This is a genomic window from Enterobacter sp. FUJ80071 (assembly GCF_038739915.1).
Taxonomy (GTDB): Bacteria; Pseudomonadota; Gammaproteobacteria; order Enterobacterales; family Enterobacteriaceae; genus Enterobacter; species Enterobacter kobei.
On sequence record NZ_JBBXKH010000001.1, the window covers coordinates 4,169,793 to 4,187,418 of the forward strand.

General features: G+C 53.9%; 24 protein-coding genes. 13 read left to right on the forward strand and 11 right to left on the reverse strand.

Annotated elements, in window-relative coordinates; genetic code table 11:
• Positions 1–31 precede the first annotated feature (31 nt).
• The 4 genes from cgtA to rplU form a co-directional block, all read right to left on the reverse strand.
• Positions 32–1,204 (reverse strand): Obg family GTPase CgtA, encoded by a 1,173-nt coding sequence (gene cgtA, locus AAER43_RS20225; RefSeq protein WP_014885381.1) that lies wholly within the window; start codon positions 1,202–1,204, stop codon positions 32–34.
• A complete protein-coding gene (locus tag AAER43_RS20230) occupies positions 1,201–2,175 on the reverse strand; it encodes a DMT family transporter (protein ID WP_014885382.1) in 975 nt (324 codons plus the stop codon). Before AAER43_RS20230 ends, cgtA begins: the two co-directional genes overlap by 4 nt.
• Positions 2,176–2,270: 95 nt before the next feature.
• On the reverse strand, positions 2,271–2,528 hold the full coding sequence (gene rpmA, locus AAER43_RS20235; RefSeq protein ID WP_004385076.1) for a 50S ribosomal protein L27: 258 nt from the start codon (positions 2,526–2,528) through the stop codon (positions 2,271–2,273).
• 19 nt (positions 2,529–2,547) lie between these two features.
• On the reverse strand, positions 2,548–2,859 hold the full coding sequence (rplU, locus tag AAER43_RS20240) for a 50S ribosomal protein L21 (protein WP_003025032.1): 312 nt from the start codon (positions 2,857–2,859) through the stop codon (positions 2,548–2,550).
• A gap of 257 nt (positions 2,860–3,116) precedes the next feature.
• Here rplU and ispB point away from each other — a divergent pair, with 257 nt between their 5' ends.
• Together ispB and sfsB are read left to right on the forward strand one after the other, a co-directional pair.
• Positions 3,117–4,088, forward strand: coding sequence for an octaprenyl diphosphate synthase (gene ispB / locus AAER43_RS20245; RefSeq protein WP_014885383.1), 972 nt, complete (start codon positions 3,117–3,119; stop codon positions 4,086–4,088).
• A gap of 229 nt (positions 4,089–4,317) precedes the next feature.
• On the forward strand, positions 4,318–4,605 hold the full coding sequence (sfsB, locus tag AAER43_RS20250) for a DNA-binding transcriptional regulator SfsB (protein ID WP_014885384.1): 288 nt from the start codon (positions 4,318–4,320) through the stop codon (positions 4,603–4,605).
• 61 nt (positions 4,606–4,666) lie between these two features.
• Here sfsB and murA read toward each other — a convergent pair whose 3' ends face one another.
• The 7 genes from murA to mlaF form a co-directional block, all read right to left on the reverse strand.
• Positions 4,667–5,926 carry a UDP-N-acetylglucosamine 1-carboxyvinyltransferase gene (murA, locus tag AAER43_RS20255; RefSeq protein WP_032635434.1) on the reverse strand — a complete coding sequence of 420 codons (1,260 nt, stop codon included), beginning with the start codon at positions 5,924–5,926 and terminating at the stop codon, positions 4,667–4,669.
• A 50-nt stretch (positions 5,927–5,976) separates the two neighbouring features.
• Entirely contained in the window at positions 5,977–6,231 is a 255-nt protein-coding gene (ibaG, locus tag AAER43_RS20260; RefSeq protein ID WP_008501458.1) for a BolA family iron metabolism protein IbaG, read from the reverse strand.
• Positions 6,232–6,357: 126 nt separating this feature from the next.
• Positions 6,358–6,651 carry a lipid asymmetry maintenance protein MlaB gene (gene mlaB / locus AAER43_RS20265; RefSeq protein WP_050861510.1) on the reverse strand — a complete coding sequence of 98 codons (294 nt, stop codon included), beginning with the start codon at positions 6,649–6,651 and terminating at the stop codon, positions 6,358–6,360.
• A complete protein-coding gene (mlaC, locus tag AAER43_RS20270; protein ID WP_014885387.1) occupies positions 6,651–7,286 on the reverse strand; it encodes a phospholipid-binding protein MlaC in 636 nt (211 codons plus the stop codon). The genes mlaB and mlaC overlap by 1 nt, the downstream gene beginning before the upstream one ends.
• A 17-nt stretch (positions 7,287–7,303) precedes the next feature.
• Entirely contained in the window at positions 7,304–7,852 is a 549-nt protein-coding gene (mlaD, locus tag AAER43_RS20275) for an outer membrane lipid asymmetry maintenance protein MlaD (RefSeq protein ID WP_014885388.1), read from the reverse strand.
• A 4-nt stretch (positions 7,853–7,856) separates the two neighbouring features.
• On the reverse strand, positions 7,857–8,639 hold the full coding sequence (gene mlaE / locus AAER43_RS20280) for a lipid asymmetry maintenance ABC transporter permease subunit MlaE (protein ID WP_032635433.1): 783 nt from the start codon (positions 8,637–8,639) through the stop codon (positions 7,857–7,859).
• Positions 8,640–8,646: 7 nt separating this feature from the next.
• Positions 8,647–9,459 carry a phospholipid ABC transporter ATP-binding protein MlaF gene (gene mlaF, locus AAER43_RS20285; RefSeq protein WP_014885389.1) on the reverse strand — a complete coding sequence of 271 codons (813 nt, stop codon included), beginning with the start codon at positions 9,457–9,459 and terminating at the stop codon, positions 8,647–8,649.
• Between the two features lie 227 nt (positions 9,460–9,686).
• Here mlaF and AAER43_RS20290 point away from each other — a divergent pair, with 227 nt between their 5' ends.
• The 11 genes from AAER43_RS20290 (at position 9,687) to npr (ending at position 17,606) form a co-directional block, all read left to right on the forward strand.
• On the forward strand, positions 9,687–10,664 hold the full coding sequence (locus tag AAER43_RS20290) for a calcium/sodium antiporter (RefSeq protein ID WP_045134767.1): 978 nt from the start codon (positions 9,687–9,689) through the stop codon (positions 10,662–10,664).
• A gap of 13 nt (positions 10,665–10,677) precedes the next feature.
• Positions 10,678–11,664: an arabinose-5-phosphate isomerase KdsD gene (gene kdsD, locus AAER43_RS20295; protein WP_050861515.1), complete on the forward strand. Its 987-nt coding sequence runs from the start codon at positions 10,678–10,680 to the stop codon at positions 11,662–11,664.
• Positions 11,665–11,678: 14 nt separating this feature from the next.
• Positions 11,679–12,245 (forward strand): 3-deoxy-manno-octulosonate-8-phosphatase KdsC, encoded by a 567-nt coding sequence (gene kdsC / locus AAER43_RS20300; RefSeq protein ID WP_023331400.1) that lies wholly within the window; start codon positions 11,679–11,681, stop codon positions 12,243–12,245.
• Positions 12,242–12,817, forward strand: coding sequence for an LPS export ABC transporter periplasmic protein LptC (gene lptC / locus AAER43_RS20305; RefSeq protein ID WP_014885393.1), 576 nt, complete (start codon positions 12,242–12,244; stop codon positions 12,815–12,817). Before kdsC ends, lptC begins: the two co-directional genes overlap by 4 nt.
• On the forward strand, positions 12,786–13,340 hold the full coding sequence (gene lptA, locus AAER43_RS20310) for a lipopolysaccharide ABC transporter substrate-binding protein LptA (protein ID WP_023331402.1): 555 nt from the start codon (positions 12,786–12,788) through the stop codon (positions 13,338–13,340). The genes lptC and lptA overlap by 32 nt, the downstream gene beginning before the upstream one ends.
• Before the next feature lie 6 nt (positions 13,341–13,346).
• Positions 13,347–14,072, forward strand: coding sequence for an LPS export ABC transporter ATP-binding protein (lptB, locus tag AAER43_RS20315; RefSeq protein ID WP_014885395.1), 726 nt, complete (start codon positions 13,347–13,349; stop codon positions 14,070–14,072).
• Positions 14,073–14,119: 47 nt separating this feature from the next.
• A complete protein-coding gene (gene rpoN, locus AAER43_RS20320) occupies positions 14,120–15,553 on the forward strand; it encodes an RNA polymerase factor sigma-54 (RefSeq protein ID WP_014885396.1) in 1,434 nt (477 codons plus the stop codon).
• A 22-nt stretch (positions 15,554–15,575) separates the two neighbouring features.
• Entirely contained in the window at positions 15,576–15,863 is a 288-nt protein-coding gene (hpf, locus tag AAER43_RS20325) for a ribosome hibernation promoting factor (protein WP_014171818.1), read from the forward strand.
• A gap of 82 nt (positions 15,864–15,945) precedes the next feature.
• Entirely contained in the window at positions 15,946–16,437 is a 492-nt protein-coding gene (ptsN, locus tag AAER43_RS20330; RefSeq protein ID WP_008501443.1) for a PTS IIA-like nitrogen regulatory protein PtsN, read from the forward strand.
• A 45-nt stretch (positions 16,438–16,482) separates the two neighbouring features.
• Entirely contained in the window at positions 16,483–17,337 is an 855-nt protein-coding gene (gene rapZ / locus AAER43_RS20335) for an RNase adapter RapZ (RefSeq protein ID WP_014885397.1), read from the forward strand.
• Positions 17,334–17,606 (forward strand): PTS phosphocarrier protein NPr, encoded by a 273-nt coding sequence (gene npr / locus AAER43_RS20340; RefSeq protein ID WP_003861872.1) that lies wholly within the window; start codon positions 17,334–17,336, stop codon positions 17,604–17,606. The genes rapZ and npr overlap by 4 nt, the downstream gene beginning before the upstream one ends.
• The last annotated feature ends 20 nt before the right edge of the window (positions 17,607–17,626 follow it).

The following is a 17,626-nucleotide window of genomic DNA, read 5'->3' on the forward strand; positions in this document are numbered from 1 at the left end:
AAGCCCCCGGAATGGGGGCTTTAGACAGATATCAGTGCTTGTAGATGAACTCGACACCTTCTTCGTCGTCTTCATCCCAGTCATCGTCCCAGTCGTCTTCCTCTTCCGCTTCCAGCTCTTCGAGCTGCTGACGGTGGTAGTCATCCCACATGAATTCGACTTTTTCTGGCTGTTTCGCTTCTTCAGCCTGAACAACCGGGTTTTCGATGATAAAGGTCATCACATCCCAGCAGAGGTCTTTCACGCCAACCTGGCTTGCCGCGGAGATCAGGTAGTATTTATCTTCCCAGCCCATCGCTTCAGCAATCGCTTTAGCTTTCGCTTCCGCTTCAGCTTTATCCATCAGGTCGATCTTGTTGAAGACCAGCCAGCGCGGTTTAGACGCCAGTTTTTCGCTGTATTTTTCCAGCTCACCGATGATGATCCGGGCATTTTCAACCGGATCGGAACCATCAATAGGATCGATATCAATGAGGTGCAGCAGTACGCGGCAACGCTCAAGGTGTTTCAGGAAGCGAATGCCGAGACCGGCACCTTCCGCTGCACCTTCGATCAGACCCGGGATGTCAGCAACAACGAAGCTCTTCTCGTTATCCATACGGACAACACCCAGGCTCGGTACCAGCGTGGTAAACGGATAGTCCGCCACTTTTGGTTTCGCCGCAGAAACCGCGCGAATAAAGGTCGATTTACCGGCATTTGGCATACCCAGCATGCCCACGTCTGCCAGGAGCATCAGCTCCAGCTGCAGATCGCGCTTATCGCCCGGCGTACCCATCGTTTTCTGACGCGGAGTACGGTTAACGGATGATTTGAAGCGGCTGTTGCCCAGACCGTGCCAGCCACCTTTTGCAACCATCAGGCGCTGACCGTGTTTGGTCATGTCACCCATGGTTTCACCGGTGCCCTGGTCAATCACGCGCGTACCAACCGGCACTTTAATGGTCACGTCTTTACCGCGTTTACCGGTACAGTCGCGGCTCTGACCGTTCTGACCACGTTCAGCGCGGAAGGATTTTTCGAAACGGTAGTCGATCAGCGTGTTGAGGTTCTCATCCGCCTCCAGCCACACATCACCACCATCCCCGCCGTCGCCGCCATCCGGGCCACCTCGAGGAATATATTTTTCACGGCGGAAGCTCACGCAACCGTTGCCGCCATCACCAGCCACAACCAGGATCGTTGCTTCATCAACAAACTTCATTTTACTCTCCGTAACTCATTCGCCTGAGCGGGGACCGCTTCATTTTTGCGCCAACGTCCCCAAAGACGATGACCAATGGCGGAATACATCGCGCCCGCAACCACGACAAACGCACCGAGATAGCCCAACAGGTTGAGCATCGGTCTGACGAAGACATCGGGCCAGGCCATTGATAACAAATCTGAAAATAACAGGGTAAACAGCGGAGTCAGCGTGATCAATGCGCTAACCTGTGCTGCCTGCCAGCGCGCCATTGCTTCAGCAAGCGCGCCATAACCAACCAGCGTGTTAAGCCCACAAAAAATGAGGCACGCCAGCTGCCAGTCGCTCAGCTGGGTAATGACACCCGGCTTTGCTAACGGCAATAATGCAACTGTACATAAAGTGTACAGCAAAAAAAGGATCTGCTGTGAGGCCAGGCGCCGCAATAACACCTTTTGCGCGACGCCATAGCTTACCCAGACCGTAGCTGCTCCCACACCAAAAATCACACCCCAGGTGTAATCCGTCAGGCGGGTAAAAATTTCGATCAGGCTGGTGTTAAAGAACATCACCAGACCACACAGCAACATGCTCGCCCCGATAATCTGCGTCCCACGCATCTTCTCCTTGAGGATAAACACGCTGGCGACCATCATGCCCACAGGTGAAAGCTGACCAATCACCTGTGACGCTGTAGGGCTAAGATACTGCAGAGAAGAGCTGAACAGGATGAAGTTACCAAACAGACCGCCCGTCGCGATAGCCAGCAGCACCAGCCAGCGCGGTTTGCGGAAAAGTCGCAAAGGCGGAAGCTTACCTTTGATAGCCAGAATGGCGCCGAGGCCGATGCTTGCCATCAGAAAGCGATAAAAGACCACCGTAGGCGGCTCCATCACTTCCAGTACTTGCTTCATTGCAATTGGCAGCGCACCCCAGCACATTGCGGTCGTGAGCGCCAAAAGAATACCAATGCCGGCCTGCTGCTTCATGCCCGTTTTCCCTACAGAAAATTTTCCGGGTTTCCAATGTAAAAAGCCCCGCAACACGTTGCGGGGCTTTAATCCGTTACCGGACCGAGAAAACCTTACTCAGCAACGATGCTGATGTATTTACGGTTGTTCGGGCCTTTAACTTCAAATTTCACTTTACCGTCTGCTTTAGCAAACAGAGTGTGGTCACGACCGCAACCTACGTTGTTGCCAGCGTGGAATTTGGTACCACGTTGACGAACAATGATGCTACCCGCCAGAACGGATTCGCCACCGAAACGCTTAACGCCCAGGCGTTTAGCTTCTGAATCGCGACCGTTACGTGTGGAGCCGCCAGCCTTTTTATGTGCCATTTAAATCTCTCCTCAGGTCTTAGGCGCTGATGCCAGTAATTTTCACATCAGTGAACCACTGACGGTGGCCCTGCTGCTTACGGTAGTGTTTACGACGACGAAACTTAACGATTTTAACTTTCTCGCCACGACCGTGAGCAACAACTTCAGCTTTGATAACGCCGCCATCAACGAAAGGAACGCCGATTTTGACTTCTTCACCGTTTGCGATCATCAGAACTTCTGCGAACTCAACAGATTCGCCAGTTGCGATGTCCAGCTTTTCCAGGCGAACGGTCTGACCTTCGCTTACTCGGTGTTGTTTACCACCACTTTGGAAAACCGCGTACATATAAACTCCGCTTCCGCGCACATCCTCGTATGATTCAGAGTGCGCTATAAATATTCACAATAGGGCGCGAATATTACGCAAAACGCGAGCCTTTGACAAGTGCTACCATCAATACATGAAGAAAAAAAACACAACACGTACGGTAACGTTTATCTGAGCCGTTTTTTCAGTACAATCAGCACTACTATTGATAAACCGAAACCCTTCGTTACCCCATTGAAGATGGGATCAACAGGATGAAAAGCCCGGCTTTTGCGATGAATTTAGAAAAAATCAATGAGTTAACCGCGCAAGATATGGCGGGTGTGAATGCAGCAATCCTGGAGCAACTCAACTCTGACGTTCAGTTGATCAATCAGTTGGGATATTACATTGTCAGCGGCGGCGGTAAACGCATTCGCCCGATGATTGCCATTCTGGCTGCCAGAGCCGTTGGCTATCAGGGAAATGCCCACGTCACGATCGCCGCACTGATCGAATTTATTCACACAGCGACGCTTCTGCATGACGATGTTGTGGATGAATCCGATATGCGTCGCGGTAAGGCCACGGCCAATGCCGCCTTCGGTAATGCCGCCAGCGTTCTGGTCGGGGATTTTATCTATACCCGCGCCTTCCAGATGATGACCAGCCTGGGCTCGCTGAAAGTGCTGGAAGTGATGTCAGAAGCCGTAAACGTCATCGCTGAAGGCGAAGTGCTGCAGCTGATGAACGTCAACGATCCGGATATTACTGAAGAAAACTACATGCGCGTCATCTACAGCAAAACAGCGCGCCTGTTTGAAGCGGCCGCGCAGTGCTCCGGCATTCTGGCTGGCTGTTCTGAGGCTCAGGAAAAAGGGCTCCAGGACTATGGTCGCTATCTGGGGACAGCCTTCCAGCTGATTGATGATTTGCTGGACTACAGTGCGGACGGCGAAACGCTCGGCAAAAACGTGGGCGATGACCTGAACGAAGGCAAACCGACCCTGCCGCTGCTCCATGCGATGCGCAACGGAACTGAAGACCAGGCGAAAATGATCCGTGAGGCGATCGAACAGGGAAATGGTCGCCATCTTCTGGAACCGGTACTGGAAACTATGGCGATCTGCGGTTCACTGGAATGGACGCGTCAGCGTGCCGAAGAAGAGGCTGATAAAGCCATCGCTGCCCTTCAGGTTATTCCAGACAGCCCGTGGCGTGATGCCCTTATTGGCCTTGCCCACATCGCTGTTCAACGCGATCGTTAATCCTTTCACACCTCCCCGTTTCCATCGCGGGGAGGTTCTAAAACACCCCAGTAAATTCCGTATTCATGTAAATTCATCGGTTTAGAGACCGCATGAATAAAGGCATGTCTTATTCTGAATATCCCTTCAAGTAACGCGAACTTTTTAGAACAAGAGTTTGAAATGGGTATAGTAAGCCAGTCGTTTCAGAAGAAACGGCGTAGGTGAATCCGCACTTAAGGACAGCGTTATGGATACGAAATTTATCGACTGGCATACGGCAGATATCATTGCGGCACTGCGCAAAAGAGGGACGTCACTGGCAGCAGAGTCCCGCCGCCATGGTCTGAGTTCTTCCACCCTGGCCAACGCCCTGACCCGCCCCTGGCCAAAGGGAGAATTAATTATCGCGACGGCGCTGGAAACGCACCCGTGGGTGATCTGGCCCTCGCGCTACCACGATCCCATTACCCATGAATTCATCGACAGAACGCGCATGATGCGCCAGAGAAAGTTAAAGAAAGAACCACAGGAATAACGCGCTTTTTAGCAGGAACAGCAACCCCCCGGTCATCTCTGGCAGGGGGCTGCCGGAACGATTACTCGCCCTTCACACGCTCGATATTGGCACCCAGCGCGCGCAGTTTGTCTTCGATACGCTCATAACCACGATCGATGTGGTAAATACGATCCACCACCGTGGTACCTTCCGCAATACACCCCGCCAGCACCAGGCTTGCAGACGCACGCAGATCGGTTGCCATCACCTGAGCACCTGACAGTTTCTCCACGCCGTGGCAAATCACGGTATTGCTCTCGATCTCAGCATGCGCACCCATACGGATCAGTTCCGGTACGTGCATAAAGCGGTTCTCGAAAATGGTCTCTGTGATGAAGCCTGTCCCTTCGGCAACCAGGTTCAACAGGGTGAACTGCGCCTGCATGTCCGTTGGGAACGCCGGATGCGGCGCCGTACGCACATTGACCGCTTTTGGACGCTGACCGTGCATATCAAGGCTGATCCAGTCTTCTCCGATTTCGATATCCGCGCCTGCATCACGCAGTTTCGCCAGCACCGCATCCAGGGTATCAGGCTGCGCGTTGCGACAAACAATCTTACCGCCAGAGATCGCTGCGGCCACCAGGAAGGTGCCAGTTTCGATACGGTCGGGCAGAACGCGATACACACCGCCGCCCAGACGCTCAACGCCTTCGATGGTGATACGGTCAGTACCCTGGCCGGAGATCTTCGCCCCCAGCGCCACGAGGAAGTTGGCAGTATCCACAATCTCAGGTTCACGCGCGGCGTTTTCGATGATGGTCGTGCCGTCTGCCAGCGTTGCCGCAGACATGATGGTGACGGTTGCGCCCACACTCACTTTGTCCATGACAATGTGCGCGCCTTTCAGACGACCGTTGACGGAGGCTTTAACGTAACCTTCTTCCAGCTTGATCTCAGCGCCCAGTTTCTCCAGACCATAGATATGCAGATCAACCGGACGCGCACCGATGGCGCAACCGCCCGGCAGTGAAACCTGACCCTGACCAAAACGCGCCACCAGCGGGCCAAGTGCCCAGATGGATGCACGCATGGTTTTCACCAGATCGTAAGGCGCAGAGAAGTTGTTCACGTTGCTGGCATCGATCCAGACGGAACCGTTACGCTCAACTTTCGTGCCCAGCTGGGTGAGCAGCTTCATGGTGGTGTCGATATCTTTCAGCTTCGGTACGTTCTGAATTTCTACCGGCTCTTCCGCGAGCAGCGCAGCAAAGAGGATTGGCAGCGCGGCGTTTTTCGCGCCAGAAATTGTGACTTCGCCCTGGAGACGCGTTGGCCCCTGTACACGAAATTTATCCATTGTGTGCTCTCTTATAAATTCAACCGTGCTGCGGGCCTGTCGCCCTCAGCTCAAAAACCGTTTAGTTTGCGATCGCGTGCCCACTCTTGCGGGGTGAACGCTTTAATCGACAGGGCGTGGATGCGGTTATCCGCAATATATTCCATCAGCGGCGCGTACACAGCCTGCTGTTTCTTCACACGGCTCATACCGTCGAACATCTCACCCACAGCAATAACCTGGAAGTGACTGCCATCGCCAGTGACGTGGGCTTCCTGAAGGGAGAGTGCATTCATCAGCACTGTCTGGATTTCATGATTTTCCATGGGTTCTTAATCATCTGATAGTGAAAACAAGCCCAACATCTTAGAGCAAAGTGGCGTCGTCTTAAACAAGCAAAAAGCCCCGACGATGAAACTGTCAGGGCTTTCGGAAGTAACGCACTGAAAATATTAACGAGGCAGGACGTCCGGAGGCAAATTGTAGAGTTGGGCAAGGGTAACGACATTATCGCTCGTGCCATGAAGCCTGACGCTTGTCCCCTGCTTTTTCCCCACAGCGACCAGATGGGCGAGCAGCGCAACACCTGCCGTATCCACCCGCGTGACGTCGGTTAAGTCGATGAGCGTCACGCCCTGCATCGCGTCGTGGCGTTTATCCCACAGTGGGTTCAGCAGGTCCTGATCAAGTTCACCGGACAGCTTTAACGTCTCACCTTCACGCGACCAGCTGAGTTGCTGCGACATTACTTTTTCTCGTCCAGAGTAATTTTCTGACGCGCAATAGACTGCAGTTGCGCGGTCAGGCCATCAATACCTTTGGTGCGCAGCAGGTCACTCCACTCGTTCTGTTTGGTGGTGATCATGCTTACCCCTTCGGCAATCATGTCATAGGCCTGCCAGTGCCCGGTCTGGCTGTTTTTACGCCACTGGAAATCCAGGCGCACCGGTGGACGGCCGTTAGGATCGTTGATCGTCACGCGGATAGGCACAATGGTGGCATCACCCAGCGGCTGCTCGGGAGCAATCTGATAGGTCTGGCCGTGGTACATCGCCAGCGCCTGACCATACGCCTGTTTCAGGTATTCACGGAACGCAGCAAAGTAGGCTTCACGCTGCGCAGGCGTCGCATCTTTGTAATAACGTCCCAGCACCAGCGCACCAGCATATTTGATCTGCACATAGGGCAGCAGTTCCTGGTCTACCACGTCACGCAGATAATCAGGATTCGCGCGAATTTTTGGCTGTTCGTTTTTGAGACGGTCGAAGGTTTTCTTCGCAGCTTCGTCCATCAGTTTGTACGGGTTGCTTTGATCCGCAGCATGAGCCGCAGTCAGGGGAGCAATGACCAGCATGGCAACCATTAACAGTCGTTTAAACATGAATGACTTCTCCTGAATTAATTCGTCGCACCTGGGGTCGGCGCAGCGTTGGTATGGTCTTCACTCTGCGCAGGGGCATCGTCAGACTTTTTATCATCCCCTTTACTGTTGTAAAGGAACTGACCAATCATATCTTCCAGCACCATCGCGGACTTCGTATCCTGGATAACGCTACCGTCTTTAAGGATAGTCGTTCCAAGCTCAGGGTCTTCAAAGCCAACGTTGAGCGCCAGGTATTGCTCTCCCAGCAGGCCGGAAGTACGGATTGACAGGGAGCTGGTGTCCGGAATGTGGTTGTAACGCTCTTCGATATCCATCGCAACGCGCGGCAGATACGTTTTCTCATCAAGCGTTATGTCTGATACACGCCCGATAACAACGCCACCAATACGCACCGGTGAGCGCGCTTTCAGGCCGCCGATATTATCGAAGGTGGCATAGACACGGTATGTCGGCTCGGTGCGCACTGAGGTGATATCCGCCGCTCGCAGACAGATAAACAGTGCGGCCAGCAGCGCCAGCAGCAGAAACACGCCGACCCAAATTTCATTTTTTCTCGTTTGCATGAACTCAATTCCCAAACATCAGTGCGGTGAGCACAAAATCCAGACCCAGTACGGCCAGCGACGAATGTACGACAGTACGTGTAGTTGCACGGCTAATGCCCGCCGACGTCGGAATGGCATCATAACCATTGAACAAGGCGATCCAGGTGACCGTAATGGCAAATACCACGCTTTTAATCAGGCAGTTAACCAGGTCCATTCGCAGATCGATGGCATCCTGCATGGCGGACCAGAAGAAACCGGCATCAATGCCTTTCCAGTGGACCCCCACCAGCGAACCACCCCAGATCCCCACGGCGACAAACAGAACAGTCAGTAGCGGTAACGAGATCACCCCCGCCCAGAAACGCGGAGAGATGACCCGACGCAGCGGGTCGACCGCCATCATCTCCATGCTGGAGAGTTGCTCGGTGGCGCGCATCAGGCCAATTTCTGCCGTGAGTGCTGACCCTGCACGACCGGCGAACAGCAGCGCCGCCACAACCGGCCCCAGTTCACGCAGCAGTGAGAGCGCCACCAGCATCCCGAGGCTGGTTTCCGCACTGTAGGTGGTCAGAACGAGGTAGCCCTGCAGCCCCAGCACCATACCGATAAACAGGCCGGAGACAATGATGATGAGCATCGACAGCACACCGACATTATAAAGCTGCCGCACCAGCAGAGGCGCGTGCTTGCGAAACTCCGGCTTGCCAACCAGCGCGTTGAATAACATTAATCCGGCACGCCCGAACGTCCTGATGGTTTTTATGCCACGGTGTCCAAGGGCGGCCAACGCATTTAACAGCATGAGTGGCTTAACTCCCTAATCCCAGTAAATCGTCACGATAATCGCCCGCCGGGTAGCGGAACGGTACGGGTCCGTCAGCAATACCATCGAGGAATTGCCGCACGCGCGGATCGCAATTTTCCTGAAGCGCCTGGGCGCTGCCGTGTGCGACGATCTTTTTGTCCGCCACGATATAGGCGTAATCGGCAATGCTCAACACTTCCGGTACATCGTGAGACACCACAATACAGGTTACGCCGAGCGCGCTGTTCAGTTCAGAGATAAGCTTCACCAGCACGCCCATCGTGATGGGATCCTGTCCGACAAACGGTTCGTCGAACATGATTAAATCGGGTTCTAATGCAATGGCTCGCGCCAGTGCGGCACGTCGCGCCATCCCGCCAGACAGTTCTGAAGGCATCAGTTTCGCAGCCCCCCGCAGACCGACAGCTTCAAGCTTCATCATCACCGTGCTTTTCAGCAGTTCAGGCGGCAGGCTGGTATGTTCGCGCAGCGGATAAGCCACGTTATCAAAGACGTTCATGTCGGTGAACAGCGCCCCCGACTGAAAGAGCATACTCATACGTTTGCGGACAGTATACAGGCGCGAGCGCGACATCTCCGGGATGTTTTCGCCATCGAAGAGGATTTCACCGCTGTCAGGTGGTATCTGCCCACCAATAAGGCGCAGAAGGGTCGTTTTACCGATCCCGGACGGCCCCATGATGGCGGTAATTTTGCCACGCGGTACGGTCAACGAAATATCATCGAATATCAATCGATTACTACGCGAGAAACTCACACCGCGAACATCGACTAAATTCGCCATCGTTTGGCTCATTTATGGTTCCTTTCTTACCCTGCTCACGTTTAAGCGTGCAGCCTGAATCAGCCCTAAACTCAGCATTTTTACAGAATATTAGCCATTGAGGTTAGCGAAAGCTGGCATTTGTTTTACTTTTCCGGCGCATAAAGTCAAAATTAGGAATTCGTTACGCCTCAGACCGTATGCAGTCCAGCCATTCCCGCGCGATGGACCGACAAGTATACCTGAAGAAAGGACTTTTGATGCTTTTAGCAACAGCACTGTTAATAATTGGTTTACTTTTGGTGGTCTACAGTGCTGACCGTTTAGTGTTTGCTGCATCAATCCTGTGTCGCCTGACGGGCGTACCGCCGGTTGTCATCGGGATGACCGTTGTCAGTGTTGGCACGTCGCTTCCTGAAATCATCGTCTCTGTCTCGGCATCGTTGCACGGTCAGTTAGACCTTGCAATTGGCACCGCGATTGGCTCTAACATCGTCAACATCTTACTGATCCTGGGCCTGGCGGCGCTGCTCCATCCATTTCGCGTGCATTCTGATGTTCTGCGCCGGGAATTGCCGCTAATGTTAATCGTAAGTCTGCTGGCAGGCTGCGTATTTTATGATGGCGTACTGAGCTACAGCGACGGCATTTTCCTGCTGGCGCTGGCCGTCATTTGGCTGCTGTATAGTGTTAAAATCGCCCGCCAGGCTGAGAAGCTGGGTCATGACAGCCTCACGCGTGAGCAGGTCGCCGAACTCCCGCGCGAAGGTACGCTACCGGTCGCTCTGCTCTGGCTTGGCGTTGCGCTGATTATTATGCCGATGGCAACGCGCATGGTCGTGGATAACGCGACGGTGCTGGCGAACTTTTACGCCATGAGTGAACTGACGATTGGCCTGACGGTGATTGCTATCGGCACCAGCCTGCCGGAGCTGGCCACCGCCATTGCGGGGGCACGTAAAGGGGAAGATGACATTGCCATTGGTAATATCATCGGTTCCAACATATTTAATATCGCGATTGTGATGGGTCTGCCGGCCCTGATAACGCCAGGGCCCTTCAACCCTCTGGCATTCTCTCGCGATTACGGAGTGATGTTGCTGGTCAGCGTGATATTCGCCCTGCTCTGCTGGCGGCGGCAACGACAGATCGGCAAAGGCGCAGGTGCGCTGCTGACAGGTGGATTTATCGTATGGATGGCGATGCTGTACTGGCTCTCGCCTCTTCTCTCTGGGTAAACGGAAACGCATTATGTCGCAAATAGAATTGCAGCCGGGTTTTGACTTTCAGAAAGCAGGCAAAGACGTTCTGGAGATTGAACGTGAAGGTCTGGCGCAGTTAGATCAGTACATTAATCAGGATTTTAGTCTGGCCTGTGAGAAGATGTTTTACTGTGCCGGTAAAGTCGTGGTGATGGGGATGGGCAAATCCGGTCATATTGGCCGCAAAATGGCGGCAACCTTTGCCAGCACCGGAACCTCCTCCTTCTTTGTCCACCCGGGAGAAGCCGCACACGGCGACCTGGGGATGGTCACGCCGCAGGATGTTGTCATCGCGCTGTCCAACTCCGGTGAATCCAATGAAATCCTGGCGCTAATCCCGGTACTGAAGCGCCTGCAGGTGCCGCTGATTTGCATGACCAGCCGCCCGGAAAGCAGCATGGCGCGTGCAGCCGATATTCACCTGTGCGTAAAAGTACCCAAAGAAGCCTGTCCTCTCGGTCTGGCGCCAACGTCCAGTACCACCGCGGCCCTGGTCATGGGCGATGCACTTGCCGTTGCGTTGCTGGAAGCGCGTGGTTTTACGCCGGAGGACTTCGCGCTTTCCCACCCGGGTGGCGCGCTGGGACGCAAGCTGCTGCTTCGGGTAAACGACATTATGCACACCGGGGATGAGATCCCTCACGTCAGTAAAGAGGCCTCCCTGCGTGATGCGCTGCTGGAAATCACCCGCAAGAATCTGGGCATGACGGTCGTGTGTGACGACCTGATGAAAATTCAGGGGATCTTCACCGATGGCGACCTGCGTCGCGTGTTCGACATGGGTGTAGATGTCCGTACACTTGGCATTGCCGATGTCATGACGCCCGGCGGGATTCGCGTGCGTCCGGGTACGCTGGCCGTGGATGTGCTGAACCTGATGCAGTCCCGCAATATCACCTCCGTTATGGTTGCCGATGGCGACCAGTTGCTGGGTGTGGTACATATGCATGATCTGCTGCGCGCAGGCGTAGTGTAATGAAGGATAAGACAATGAGTAATGCGGGTGCATCCCTTGCAACCTGTTATGGACCGGTTAGTACCCAGATGATGGCAAAGGCGGAAAATATTCGTCTGCTCATCCTTGATGTCGATGGCGTACTCTCCGATGGCCTGATTTACATGGGCAATCATGGCGAAGAGCTGAAAGCGTTTAACGTCCGCGATGGCTACGGAATTCGCTGCGCGCTCACCTCGGGTATCGAGGTGGCTATCATCACCGGGCGGAAAGCTAAACTGGTAGAAGACCGCTGTGAAACCTTAGGGATTACCCATCTGTATCAGGGGCAATCCGATAAAATGGCAGCGTTCAACGATTTACTGGGTAAACTGGCGATCGCGCCGGAAAACGTGGCCTATGTCGGGGACGATTTGATTGACTGGCCAGTGATGGCTGAAGTCGGTCTCAGCATTGCGGTTGCTGACGCTCACCCGTTGCTGCTCCCACGCGCTGACTACGTTACCCACATCAACGGTGGCCGCGGTGCCGTACGTGAAGTCTGCGACCTGCTTCTGCTGGCGCAGGGCAAGCTTGATGAGGCCAAAGGGCAATCAATATGAGTAAAACCAGACGTTGGGTTATCATTCTGCTTTCGCTTGTCGCACTGGTATTGATTGGCGTGAACCTGGCCGATCGCGACGATACGCAAAAGGAAGTGATCAACAATAACGATCCAACCTACAAAAGCGATCACAGCGACACCGTGGTCTATAGCCCGGAAGGTGCGCTGAACTATCGCCTGGTTGCCCAGCATGTGGAATATTTTTCCGATGAGGGCGTTTCGTGGTTTACCCAACCCGTCATGACCACATTCGATAAAGACAAAGTGCCGACGTGGTCAATTAAGTCAGATCGGGCCAAACTGACAAATGACCGTATGCTTTATCTGTATGGCCACGTTGAAGTCAACGCCCTGACCGCTGACTCGCAACTGCGGAAAATTACGACCGATAATGCCCAGATCAACCTGGTAACCCAGGACGTGACCTCGCAGGATCTGGTCACACTGTATGGCACAACATTTAATTCCAGCGGTTTAAGAATGCGCGGGAACTTACGCAGCAAGAACGCCGAGCTGATTGAAAAGGTTAGAACCTCCTATGAAATTCAAAACAAACAAACTCAGCCTTAAAGTAATTATCGCCAGCGCGATGCTGGCGGCCAGTCTCCCCGCGCTTGCTGTAACGGGTGATACCGACCAGCCGATCCACATCGAGTCTGACACTCAGTCCCTCGATATGCAGGGTAACGTCGTCACCTTCACGGGTAACGTCGTGATGACGCAGGGCACCATCAAAATTAACGCTGATAAAGTGGTCGTTACCCGTCCGGGTGGCGAGCAGGGCAAAGAGATCATTGATGGTTACGGCAACCCGGCCACCTTCTACCAGATGCAGGACAACGGCAAGCCGGTGAAAGGCCGCGCCTCGCATATGCACTATGAGCTGGCGAAAGACCTGGTTATCCTGACCGGAAACGCGTATCTGGAACAGCTGGACAGCAACATTACCGGCGACAAGATCACCTATCTGGTGAAAGAGCAAAAAATGCAGGCCTCCAGCGAGAAAGGCAAACGCGTAACCACCGTGCTGGTTCCGTCTCAGCTGCAGGATAAAGGCAAGGGTCAGGCCCCGGCACAGAAGAAGAGTAACTAATTCGTTATGGCAACATTAACTGCAAAAAATCTCGCGAAGGCCTATAAGGGCCGCCGTGTCGTAGAAGATGTCAGTCTGACCGTCAACTCCGGCGAAATTGTGGGCCTGCTTGGCCCTAACGGTGCGGGTAAAACCACCACCTTCTACATGGTGGTTGGCATTGTCCCGCGTGATGCCGGCAACATCATCATCGATGATGAAGACATCAGCCTGCTGCCACTGCACGCGCGCGCGCGTCGTGGCATCGGCTATCTGCCGCAGGAAGCCTCTATTTTCCGCCGTCTGAGCGTCTTTGATAACCTGATGGCGGTTCTGCAAATTCGTGACGACCTGACCAGCGAACAGCGTCAGGATCGCGCCAACGAGCTGATGGAAGAGTTTCACATCGAGCACCTGCGCGACAGCCTGGGCCAGGCATTGTCCGGCGGTGAACGTCGTCGTGTTGAGATTGCGCGCGCGCTGGCTGCAAACCCGAAATTTATCCTTCTGGATGAACCGTTTGCAGGTGTTGACCCAATCTCCGTCATCGACATTAAACGTATCATTGAGCATCTGCGTGACAGCGGGCTTGGCGTGCTGATCACCGACCACAACGTGCGTGAAACGCTTGCCGTCTGTGAGCGCGCGTACATTGTGAGCCAGGGCAATCTTATCGCCCACGGTACGCCGCAGCAGATCCTCGAAAACGATCATGTTAAGCGCGTCTATCTTGGGGAAGACTTCAGACTCTGATAGGGTAGAGGTAACGTAACGCCGAACCGGAGAAAAATGCTCTGAACATGAAGCAAGGTTTGCAATTAAGGCTCAGCCAACAACTGGCGATGACGCCGCAGTTACAGCAGGCAATTCGTCTGTTGCAACTGTCCACCTTAGAACTCCAGCAGGAGCTCCAGCAAGCGCTGGACAGCAATCCCCTGCTGGAGCAAGCCGATCTTCATGATGAGGTAGATACACAGCAGTCCCAGGATACAGAATCGCTCGACACCGCAGATGCGCTCGAACAAAAAGAGATGCCGGACGAGCTTCCTCTGGATGCCAGCTGGGATGAAATTTATACCGCCGGCACCCCTTCCGGTACGCGTGCAGACTACCAGGACGATGAGCTACCGGTTTATCAGGGCGAAACCACCCAGTCGCTGCAGGATTACCTGATGTGGCAGGTGGAGCTGACCCCGTTCTCCGATACCGATCGTGCCATTGCCACCTCCATTGTCGACGCCGTTGATGACACCGGTTATCTGACCGTCACGCTGGACGACATTCTGGAGAGCATGGGCGATGAAGAGATTGAGCTGGAAGAGATTGAAGCCGTTCTGAAACGTATTCAGCGTTTCGATCCCGTAGGCGTGGCAGCGAAAGATCTGCGCGACTGCCTGCTGATCCAGCTTTCTCAGTTCAGCAAAGAGACGCCATGGCTCGACGAAGCACGCTTAATCATCAGCGATCATCTGGATCTTCTCGCTAACCACGACTTTCGTAGCCTGATGCGCGTTACGCGCCTCAAAGAAGAGGTGCTGAAAGAGGCGGTGAATCTGATTCAGTCGCTCGATCCGCGGCCTGGTCAGTCGATCCAGACCAGTGAACCCGAGTACGTGATCCCGGACGTGCTGGTCAGAAAACATAACGACCGCTGGGTCGTTGAACTGAACTCTGACAGCATCCCTCGCCTGCAAATCAACCAGCAGTACGCCTCCATGTGCACCAGCGCGCGCAACGACGCCGATAATCAATATATTCGTAGCAACCTTCAGGAAGCGCGATGGTTGATCAAGAGTCTGGAGAGCCGAAATGATACCCTGCTTCGCGTGAGCCGCTGTATCGTCGAACAGCAGCAGGCATTCTTTGAGCAGGGCGAAGAATATATGAAACCGATGGTACTGGCGGATATCGCTCAGGCCGTCGAGATGCATGAATCAACCATTTCCCGCGTCACCACGCAGAAGTATCTGCACAGTCCGCGCGGTATTTTTGAGCTTAAGTATTTCTTCTCCAGCCACGTGAGTACCGAGGGCGGCGGCGAAGCGTCGTCAACGGCGATTCGCGCACTGGTGAAGAAGTTGATCGCCGCGGAGAACCCCGCGAAGCCACTGAGTGACAGTAAGTTAACCACCATGCTGTCCGATCAGGGTATTATGGTGGCACGTCGTACTGTTGCGAAGTATCGAGAGTCTTTATCCATTCCGCCGTCAAACCAGCGTAAACAACTGGTCTGACACAACCGATAAGGAAGACACTATGCAGCTCAATATCACAGGACACAATGTCGAGATTACTGAGGCCTTACGTGATTTTGTGAACGCTAAGTTCGCGAAACTCGAGCAGTATTTCGAAAGGATCAACCAGGTCTACGTTGTGTTGAAAGTGGAGAAAGTGACTCATATCTCGGATGCGACCCTGCATGTAAACGGGGGTGAACTCCATGCCAGTGCGGAAGGGCAAGACATGTACGCTGCTATCGACGGCTTGATTGATAAGCTTGCGCGACAGCTCAATAAACATAAAGATAAACTGAAACAACACTAATTGTCCGGGCAGTTAACGGGTGCAGGACGGCCTGTTGTGAAAAACAACAGGCCATTTGTACAGTTAGCGCTTAGGTGAAATTATGATGAACAACGATTCCGCTCTTCAACTGAGCAATGTCCTTAACCAGGAATGTACCCGCAGTGCCGTTCACTGCCAGAGCAAAAAACGTGCGCTGGAGATCATCAGTGAACTGGCTGCAAAACAGCTGGGCCTGCCGCCGCAGGTGGTGTTCGAAGCGATCCTGACCCGTGAAAAGATGGGCAGTACCGGTATCGGCAACGGCATCGCGATCCCGCACGGCAAACTGGAAGAGGACACCCTGCGTGCCGTCGGTGTGTTTGTGCAACTGGAAACGCCAATTGCCTTTGATGCCATTGATAATCAGCCCGTCGATCTCCTCTTCGCGCTGCTGGTTCCTGCCGACCAGACCAAAACCCATCTACACACGCTTTCGCTGGTCGCTAAACGTCTGGCCGATAAAACCATCTGCCGTCGACTGCGCTCAGCCCAAAGTGATGAAGAGCTTTATCAGATTATCACTGAAGCAGAAGGCAATCAGGATGACGCGTAACCAGGAGATGGCCTTCACATCTGTTGTCCTGAGGAGAAACGGAACATGGTGCTGATGATTGTCAGCGGTCGTTCAGGGTCGGGGAAATCCGTTGCCCTGCGCGCGCTGGAAGACATGGGTTTTTACTGCGTAGATAACCTGCCGGTGGTGTTATTGCCCGATCTGGCGCGTACCCTGGCGGAGAGACAAACCTCTGCTGCCGTCAGTATCGACGTTCGTAACATGCCCGAGTCGCCTGAAATCTTCGAGCAGGCAATGAGTAACCTGCCTGACGCGTTCTCGCCTCAACTGCTGTTTCTCGATGCCGATCGCAATACCCTGATCCGCCGCTACAGCGATACCCGGCGTTTGCACCCGCTTTCCAGTAAAAATCTCTCGCTGGAAAGCGCCATCGACGAAGAGAGCGATCTGCTGGAACCGCTGCGTTCACGCGCCGACCTGATTGTCGATACCTCAGAGATGTCCGTTCATGAACTGGCGGAAATGCTGCGTACCCGCCTGCTGGGCAAACGCGAGCGCGAACTGACGATGGTGTTCGAATCCTTTGGCTTTAAGCACGGTATTCCGATTGATGCGGACTATGTTTTCGACGTGCGCTTCCTGCCGAACCCGCACTGGGATCCTAAACTGCGTCCTATGACCGGCCTGGATAAACCCGTTGCGGCGTTCCTCGACAGGCACACAGAAGTTCACAATTTTATCTACCAGACGCGAAGCTACCTTGAGCTATGGTTACCTATGCTGGAGACAAACAATCGTAGCTACCTGACGGTGGCGATTGGCTGTACCGGCGGTAAACATCGTTCGGTCTACATTGCCGAACAGCTGGCCGACTATTTCCGCTCGCGCGGCAAGAACGTTCAGTCCCGTCATCGCACGCTGGAAAAACGTAAAACATGACCGTAAAACAAACCGTTGAGATCACCAACAAGCTGGGAATGCATGCACGCCCGGCGATGAAACTGTTTGAGCTGATGCAGGGTTTTGATGCAGAAGTTCTGTTGCGCAATGATGAAGGCACCGAAGCGGAAGCGAACAGCGTTATCGCCCTGCTGATGCTGGATTCTGCCAAAGGGCGCCAGATTGAGGTCGAAGCCACCGGCCCTCAGGAAGAGGAAGCGCTGGCGGCGGTGATTGCGCTGTTTAATGCCGGGTTTGACGAAGATTAGGTCTGCCATTCTGGCGGGTG